This is a genomic window from Stenotrophomonas sp. MYb238 (assembly GCF_009496535.1).
In the GTDB taxonomy this organism is placed as follows: domain Bacteria; phylum Pseudomonadota; class Gammaproteobacteria; order Xanthomonadales; family Xanthomonadaceae; genus Stenotrophomonas.
In genome coordinates, this window is sequence record NZ_WIDL01000004.1 from 221,130 (window position 1) to 228,802 (window position 7,673).

The window sequence follows — 7,673 nt, forward strand, 5'->3', positions numbered from 1 at the left end:
ATCATCCGCATCGGCCGTGGTGACGGCGTTGCGTTCGATCAAACACCGTCGCGTTGCGTTCAGCCGGCGAACGTATCCCAGGCCATGCGCGCGATCAGCACCACCACCAGCAGCAGGAACAGCCTGCGGATCAGCGGCGTGCCGCCGCGCAGCGCCAGGCGCGTGCCGGTGACCGAACCGGCGACGTTGGCCGCCGCCATCGGCACCGCGAAGGCCAGCAGCACGTTGCCGCTGGGCACGAAGAACGACAGCGCGGCGACGTTGGTGGCCAGGTTCACCACCTTCGAGGCGGCCGAGGCGCGCAGGAAATCCAGGCCGAAGAAGCGGATGAACAGGAAGATCAGGAAACTGCCCGTGCCGGGCCCGAAGAAACCATCGTAGAAGCCGATCACCGCGCCCATGACCAGCGCGATGCCCAGTTCGCGGCGGCCGACCGTGCGCGGCCGGTGCAGGGCGCCGAAATCCTTCTTCGCCAGCGTGTAGCCGAGCATCACGATCAGCAGCGCCAGCACCAGCGGCCGCACCGCGTCCTTGGAAAGCAGGCTGACCGCGGTGGCGCCGAGGAAAGCGAAGGCGAACGCCGTCGCCGCGGCCAGCAGCACCGGCCGCCACGGGAACCGCACCGAGCGCGCGTAACGCCAGGCCGCCGCGCCGGTACCGAACACCGAACTGAACTTGTTGGTGCCCAGCAGGGCGGCCGGCGTGTGCTGCGGCAGCACGGTGAACAGGCCCGGCAGCTGGATCAGCCCGCCGCCGCCCACCGCGGCATCCACCAGCCCGGCGACGAAGGCGATGGCCAGCAGCCACGGCAGCTCGGTGGGCAGGAGTTCCAGCATGGTTGGACCTGAACGGGGGGCGCGACAGCATACGCCTGCGCCGGCTGGCGGCGGCGGCGACATGGATGGGAAAATGCGCGCATGCACATCGCCCCCGCGTCTCCCTGTCCCTGCGGCTCCGGCCTCGCCCATGTCCGCTGCTGCGCGCGCTGGCATGCCGGCGAGGCCGCACCCGATGCCGAGGCGCTGATGCGCTCGCGCTACAGCGCCTACGTCGCCGGCGACGCCGACTACCTGCTGGCGACCTGGCATGCCGACACGCGGCCGGCGACGCTGTCGCTGGATGACGCGCCCGGCCAGCGCACGCAATGGCTGGGCCTGGACGTGAAGCGCCACCGGGTCACCGGCGCCGACACCGCCGAAGTGGAATTCGTCGCCCGCTACCGCATCGGCGGCGGTAGCGCCGTGCGCCTGCAGGAGCACAGCCGCTTCGTGCGCGAGCACGGCCGCTGGTACTACCTCGACGCGCTGGCCTGAGCGCCGCGCGGTGTCCATGACACCGCGCTCACCCGCCATGGCTAAGCTGGCGGCATGCAGATTTCCAGTGCCGCACTGCTGAAGACCTCCAGCGCTGCGACGACGCCACCCACGCTGGCGGAGCGTTACCGCGCCGTGCGCCAGGCCAGCCTGGCCCTGGCCGCGCCGCTCTCGGCCGAAGACGCGATGGTGCAGAGCATGCCCGACGCCAGCCCGGCCAAATGGCACTTGGCGCATACCACCTGGTTCTTCGAACAGTTCGTGCTCGGCCTGCGCGTCGACTACCGGCCGCTGCACCCGCAATGGCAGGTGCTGTTCAACAGCTACTACCAGAGCATCGGCCGGGCCCATGCGCGGGCACAGCGCGGCCTGCTGTCGCGGCCGACGCTGGCGCAGGTGCTGGAATACCGGATGCAGGTCGACGACCGCATCGGCCAGCGCCTGCATGCCGGCGATCTCGACGCCCAGGCGCGCCAGCACCTGCTGCTGGGCCTGCAGCACGAGCAGCAGCACCAGGAACTGCTGCTGACCGACATCAAGCATGCGCTGTGGAGCAACCCGCTGCAGCCGGCCTATCGCGACGACCTGCCGCTGCCTGCCGCGGCGGCGGCGGGCGGCTCGGCGCTGTGGATCGAGAGCCCGGAATGCGTCGTCGAGATCGGCGTGCCGGCCTGGCCCGGGCACGCGCGCTTCGCCTACGACAACGAATCGCCGCGGCACCGCGTGCTGGTGCCGGCGCATGCGCTGGCCGACCGTCCGGTGAGCAACGCCGAATACCGCGCCTTCGTCGACGACGGCGGCTACCGCGACCCGCTGCTGTGGATGAGCGACGGCTGGGCGCAGCTGCAGGCCGGCCAGTGGCGCCGTCCGCTGTACTGGGACGAAGCGCTGGAGCGCGAATACACCCTGGGTGGCTGGCGCGCGCTGGACCCGGACGCGCCGGTCTGCCACCTGGGCTGGTTCGAGGCCGACGCCTTCGCCCGCTGGGCCGGCGCGCGCCTGCCCACCGAATTCGAATGGGAAGCGGCGGCCGCGGCGCTGCCGGTTGCCGGCAACCTTGCCGATGCCGGCCTGCTGCATCCGGCCGCGGCGGCGGCCGCCGAACCGGGCATGCCGCGGCAGTTGTTCGGCGACGTCTGGGAATGGACCGCCAGCGCCTATGGCGCCTATCCCGGCTTCCAGCCGTTGCCGGGCAGCGCGGGCGAATACAACGGCAAGTTCATGTGCGGCCAGTTCGTGCTGCGCGGCGGCAGCTGCGCCACGCCGGCCGCGCACGTGCGCGCCAGCTACCGCAACTTCTTCCCGCCCCCGGCGCGCTGGCAGTTCGCCGGCCTGCGCCTGGCCAGGGACAGCTGAGTGGCGCCGGCTCCGCCGCAGGCCGCGCTGGTCGACCGCCGCCCCGACCGCGCCACCATCACCGCCGACGTGCTCGCCGGCCTGGCGGTGCGGCCGCGCGCGCTGCCATCAAAGTACTTCTACGACGCGCGTGGATCGGCACTGTTCGAATGCATCACCCGCCAGCCGGAGTACTACCTGACCCGCACCGAGCTGGAACTGCTGCCGCAGGTGCTGCCGGAGATCGCCGCGCAGGTGGGGCCGCAGGCGCGCGTGGTGGAATACGGCAGCGGCAGCGGCCGCAAGACGCGGCTGCTGCTGCAGGCGCTGCAGGACGTGGTGGCCTATACGCCGGTGGAAATCTCGCGCACCGCGCTGCTGGACAGCGTCCGCGCGCTGGCGGTGGATTTCCCGGCCATCGAGATGCTGCCGGTCTGCGCCGACTTCACCGCGCTGCCGCCGCTGCCGCCGCCGCAGCGCTCGTCGCGGCGCACGCTGCTGTTCTTCCCGGGATCGACCCTGGGCAACTTCACCGAGGCGGCGGCGGTGTCGATCCTGAGCGGGATGCGCCAGGCGATGGGACCGCAGGGCCTTGCCCTGATCGGCATCGACCTGGACAAGGATCCGGACGTCATCGAGGCCGCCTACAACGACGTGGCCGGCGTCACTGCCGCCTTCACCCTCAACCTGCTGGCGCGCCTGAACCGCGAGATCGACAGCGATTTCGATCTCTCCGGCTTCGTCCACCGTGCCCGCTACGCGAGCGCCCGGCGCCGCATCGAGACGTCGCTGGTCAGCCTGCGTACGCAGGTGGTGCACGTGGCCGGACAGGCGTTCGGGTTCGAGCGCGACGAAGCCATGCACGTCGAATACAGCCACAAGTACGACGACGCGCAGTTCGCCGCGATGGCGGCGGCGGCCGGCCTGCGGGTGCGCGGCGCGTGGGATGCGGCCGGGCGCATGTTCGGCCTGCGCCTGCTGCAGCCCGCCTGAACTCCCACGCCGGGCCCGGTGCCTCTTATCATCGGGCTTCGTTCCAGGGTGTGGCGTCGCAGGAGCCGTTGCATGAAATCGATCCGGATGATGCCGGCACTGGGCCTGGCCTGCGCGCTCGCCGTGGCGGCGCCGGCGCACGCCGCCCTCGCCGATTTCGGCAGCTGCGGCACGCGCCTGCGCGACGCGGCCATCGCCCAGGGCATGGCCGGCGAACGCATCGACGGTCTTTTCGCAGACGTCGCGCCGGACATGAGCGTGCTGCCCCTGCTCGACGCGCAGCCCGAGTTCACCACGCCGATCTGGGATTACCTCGCCGTCCTGGTGGATGCGCAGCGTGTGGCCGATGGCCGCGCCATGCTCGCCACCCATCACGGCCTGCTCGACCGCGTCGCCGCGGAGTACGGCGTCGATCCGGCCACCGTGGTCGCGGTGTGGGGCGTGGAGAGCGACTACGGCCGCATCGCCGGCAAGCGCCCGCTGCTGCAGTCGCTGGCCACGCTGTCCTGCAATGGCCGGCGCCAGCCGTTCTTCCGCGGCGAACTGCTGGCGCTGCTCAAGCTCATCGACCGCGGCGACCTCGTGGCCAACGGCCTCACCGGTTCCTGGGCCGGCGCCTTCGGCCAGACCCAGTTCATGCCGTCCACCTATGCGCGCATCGCGGTCGATGGCGACGGCGACGGCCGTCGCGACCTGGTCGCCAGCATCCCCGATGCACTGGCCTCCACCGCCAACTACCTCAAGCAGTCGGGCTGGCGCAGCGGCCAGCCATGGGGCGTGGAAGTGCGCATTCCCGCCGGCTTCGACGCCACCCTGGCCGGGCGCACCAAGCGCAGGACGCTGGCGGCATGGCGCGCGCTGGGCGTCACGCAGGCCGATGGCGGCGCGCTGCAGGTCGCGGCGGTGGCCGACGACAGCGCCGCCGCGCTGCTGCTGCCGGCGGGTGCGAAGGGCCCGGCATTGCTGGTGTTCCGCAATTACGACGCGATCTATTCCTACAACGCGGCCGAGAGCTACGCGCTGGCCATCGCCACCCTGGCCGACCGCCTGCGCGGCGGCAACGGCCTGGTGGCGGCCTGGCCCACCGACGATCCCGGCCTGGGCCGCGGCGAGCGGCGCGAACTGCAGACCCTGCTGCTCGCGCGCGGCCACGACATCGGCGCCGCCGACGGCATGGTCGGCGACGCCACCCGGCGCGCCATCCGTGCCGAACAGCAGCGGCTGGGCTGGCAGGCCGCCGACGGGCGCGCCGGTACCCGCATCCTGCAGGCGCTGCGCGATGCGAAGCCGGCGGCGCCCACGGTCTTCCGGCTGCCCGCCGATTACCCACAGTTCGTCCAGTCAGCAATCGTACGGAGCGGAGTTTCGATGAAGGATGTGCAGGGCCTGAGCACAGGCGACTTCAACGGCTTTACCGCCTGGAAGGTGGAAACGCCGTTCTCCACCGCTGCCATCAGCGTGTTCGGCGGCCAGCTGCTGTCGTTCGTGCCCAGGGGTGGCCGCGACGTGATGTGGCTTTCGCCCGCCGCGAAGCAGCCGCCCACGCCGATCCGCGGCGGCAGTCCGGTGTGCTGGCCGTATTTCGCCAAACAGGGGCAGGGCAACGATGTGCCGTCGCACGGTTTCGTACGCACCGTGCCGTGGGAACTGCGCGACGCGCAGCGCGAGGCCGACGGCACCGTGGTGCTGACGCTGGCGCCGCCGGTGCTGGAAGGCCTGTCGCTGCGCCTGACCATGAAGCTGCGCATCGGCCGCACGCTGGAACAGGAACTGCTAACCGAGAACACCGGCAGCGAGCCGGTCGTCTTCACCCAGGCGCTGCACAACTACTTCGACGTCAGCGACGCGCTGAAGGTCGACGTAACCGGGCTGGATGGCCTGACCTACCTGGACAAGCTCGACGGCGGCAACACCCACGTCCAGCAGGGCGACTGGAACCTGCGCGACCCGCGCGATCCCGGCCGCAGCGACCGCATCTATACGCAGGCGCGCGGCCACTACGTGCTGCGCGATCCGGGCTTCGGCCGCAGCATCGACATCACCACCGGCGGCAGCCGTACCGCCGTCGTCTGGAACGCCGGCGAAGCGGCCGCCGCGAAGATGGAGGACATCGGCCCCGGCTGGCGCAACTACGTCTGCGTCGAAGCCGGCAACGTCGGCCCGGACGTGATCGAACTGGCGCCGGGCGGCCGCCACACCCTGAAGCAGGTGTTCGAGGTCAAGCCGCTATAACGCCGTTGCTCCCGAGCCCCCTCTCTCACCGGCGCGAAACCGCACGGCTTGCGCGCACTAGCGCGTGCGGTTGAGCGCCCACGCCGCTGGTGTGGGGTTGGGCGCGGAGCAGGAGTTGGGGTGAGGGCAGGGTTTCAAACGCAGGAAATCCTCACCGCCGCCGTAGCACCAGCAAGGTCACCGCGCCCGCTACCAGCCCCCAGAACGCCGACCCGATCCCGGCCATCGACAGCCCCGAAGCGGTCACCAGGAACGTCACCAGCGCCGGTTCGCGCTCGCCTTCGTCCTTCAACGCCACCGCCAGGCTGTTGCCGATGGTGCCCAGCAGCGCGATACCGGCCAGCGTGGCGATCAGCTCCTTCGGGAATGCGGCGAACACGGCGGCCACCGTCGCGCCGAACAGCCCGATCACGATATAGAACACGCCCGCGCTCACCGCGGCGGGATAACGGCGTGCCGGGTCCTCGTGCACATCGCGGCCCATGCAGATCGCCGCGGTGATCGCCGCCAGGTTCAGCGCGTAGCCGCCGAACGGCGCCAGCATCGTATTGACCACGCCGATCCAGCCCACCACCGGCGATATCGGCGCGTCGTAGCCGGAGGCCTTCAACACCGCTACGCCCGGCACGTTCTGCGAGGCCATGGTCACGATGAACAGCGGCAACGCGATGCCGAACACCGCCGCCCACGACAGCGTGGGCACGGTGAACAGCGGCCGCGCCAGCTGCAGCCGCACTTGCTCGGTATGCATCAACCCCTGGCTGCCGGCGATCGCCACGCCGACCAGCAGGGTCGCGATCACCGCGTAACGCGGGAACAGCCGGCGTCCTGCCAGATAAGTGGCGAACATCGCCAGGACCAGCAGCGGCTGCGTGCCGACCGAGACGAACACGTCCAGCCCGAAACGCAGCAGCACGCCGGCCAGCATGCCCGAGGCCAGCGACACCGGGATGCGCCGCATCGCCTTCTCGAACACGCCGGAAAAGCCGGCCAGCGCGCCCATCAGCGCCGCCAGCACGAAAGCGCCGATCGCATCGGACAGCGGCAGCGCCGTGGCGCCGACCACCAGCATCGCCGCGCCGGGTGTGGACCAGGCCGTCACCACCGGCATCCGGTAGCGCAGCGACAGGCCGATGCAGGTCACGCCCATGCCGAGGCCCAGCGCCCACATCCACGAGGCGATCTCGGCCTGCCCTGCCCCGAGCGACTGCGCCGCCTGGAACACGATCACCGCCGAACTGGCGAAACCCACGAGCACCGTGATGAAACCGGCCACGATGGCCGGTAGGGAAAGATCACGGAAGAACGAGCGCGGTGCGGGATCGGCCATCGTGCGGTCGGAAGCGGGGGAAGAGCCCGCATTGTGGCCCAGCGATACCGCCAGTCGCCTGCACTCGCCGCTTATATAGGGGAAGCGGCGTCCTCGTTGCGGCGTCCCGGGGAACGGCCGACCGGCGCTGCCCGGCCCCAGGCCTTGCCGATTCTGGCGCCAACGGACTTTTTGCGGCGGAGCCGCAAAAAGTGATTGCACATTTCACAAAGATGTCTAGAATTCGCTCCCTCGCTTCACGGCGCCGGTCACTTCGGTGACAGGGACCACGAAGCGGCGGCAACTCCCTCGAAAGAAGGTGTTGACGTGAATGAAAAGCCTGCCATAATAGGCGGCTCGCTTCGCCGGAAGCCCTTCGGGGTTGAGGATGAAGGAGCGGAGTCGGCCTCGAAAGAGGTGTTGACGAAGCGGAAAAGCCGGCTATAATGGGCGGCTCGCTGGACGGAAACGTCGCAGCCTACGAAGAAGGC

Annotated in this window: 7 protein-coding genes; 4 read left to right on the forward strand and 3 right to left on the reverse strand. The window is 70.5% G+C overall.

The features are described 5' to 3' along the window. Nucleotides 1-59: 59 nt before the first annotated feature. Complete coding sequence (locus CQ393_RS04600; RefSeq protein ID WP_153190447.1) at nucleotides 60-836, reverse strand: TSUP family transporter; 777 nt, start codon at nucleotides 834-836, stop codon at nucleotides 60-62. An 81-nt stretch (nucleotides 837-917) separates the two neighbouring features. Between CQ393_RS04600 and CQ393_RS04605 the strand changes: the two genes are divergently transcribed. The 4 genes from CQ393_RS04605 to CQ393_RS04620 all read left to right on the forward strand — a co-directional run bounded on the left by CQ393_RS04605 (nucleotide 918) and on the right by CQ393_RS04620 (nucleotide 5,873). Beyond that, nucleotides 918-1,313 carry a YchJ family metal-binding protein gene (locus CQ393_RS04605; RefSeq protein ID WP_153190448.1) on the forward strand — a complete coding sequence of 132 codons (396 nt, stop codon included), beginning with the start codon at nucleotides 918-920 and terminating at the stop codon, nucleotides 1,311-1,313. Between the two features lie 54 nt (nucleotides 1,314-1,367). After that, on the forward strand, nucleotides 1,368-2,669 hold the full coding sequence (gene egtB, locus CQ393_RS04610) for an ergothioneine biosynthesis protein EgtB (RefSeq protein WP_153190449.1): 1,302 nt from the start codon (nucleotides 1,368-1,370) through the stop codon (nucleotides 2,667-2,669). Continuing rightward, nucleotides 2,670-3,641: an L-histidine N(alpha)-methyltransferase gene (gene egtD / locus CQ393_RS04615; RefSeq protein WP_343199544.1), complete on the forward strand. Its 972-nt coding sequence runs from the start codon at nucleotides 2,670-2,672 to the stop codon at nucleotides 3,639-3,641. A gap of 72 nt (nucleotides 3,642-3,713) precedes the next feature. Further along, on the forward strand, nucleotides 3,714-5,873 hold the full coding sequence (locus CQ393_RS04620) for a lytic murein transglycosylase (protein ID WP_306767948.1): 2,160 nt from the start codon (nucleotides 3,714-3,716) through the stop codon (nucleotides 5,871-5,873). Nucleotides 5,874-6,024: 151 nt separating this feature from the next. On the opposite strand, the gene CQ393_RS04625 is transcribed toward CQ393_RS04620, so the two are convergent. Next, nucleotides 6,025-7,203: a benzoate/H(+) symporter BenE family transporter gene (locus CQ393_RS04625; protein WP_153190450.1), complete on the reverse strand. Its 1,179-nt coding sequence runs from the start codon at nucleotides 7,201-7,203 to the stop codon at nucleotides 6,025-6,027. 248 nt (nucleotides 7,204-7,451) lie between these two features. Then, on the reverse strand, nucleotides 7,452-7,673 hold a 222-nt coding region (locus tag CQ393_RS18165; protein WP_228114258.1), incomplete at its 5' end, for a hypothetical protein.

Coding starts and splice junctions, on each gene's coding strand:
- CQ393_RS04600 (WP_153190447.1), bottom strand. CDS start 836: ATGCTGGAACTCCTGCCCACCGAGCTGCCGTGGCTGCTGGCCATCGCC.
- CQ393_RS04605 (WP_153190448.1), top strand. CDS start 918: ATGCACATCGCCCCCGCGTCTCCCTGTCCCTGCGGCTCCGGCCTCGCC.
- egtB (WP_153190449.1), top strand. CDS start 1,368: ATGCAGATTTCCAGTGCCGCACTGCTGAAGACCTCCAGCGCTGCGACG.
- CQ393_RS04620 (WP_306767948.1), top strand. CDS start 3,714: ATGAAATCGATCCGGATGATGCCGGCACTGGGCCTGGCCTGCGCGCTC.
- CQ393_RS04625 (WP_153190450.1), bottom strand. CDS start 7,203: ATGGCCGATCCCGCACCGCGCTCGTTCTTCCGTGATCTTTCCCTACCG.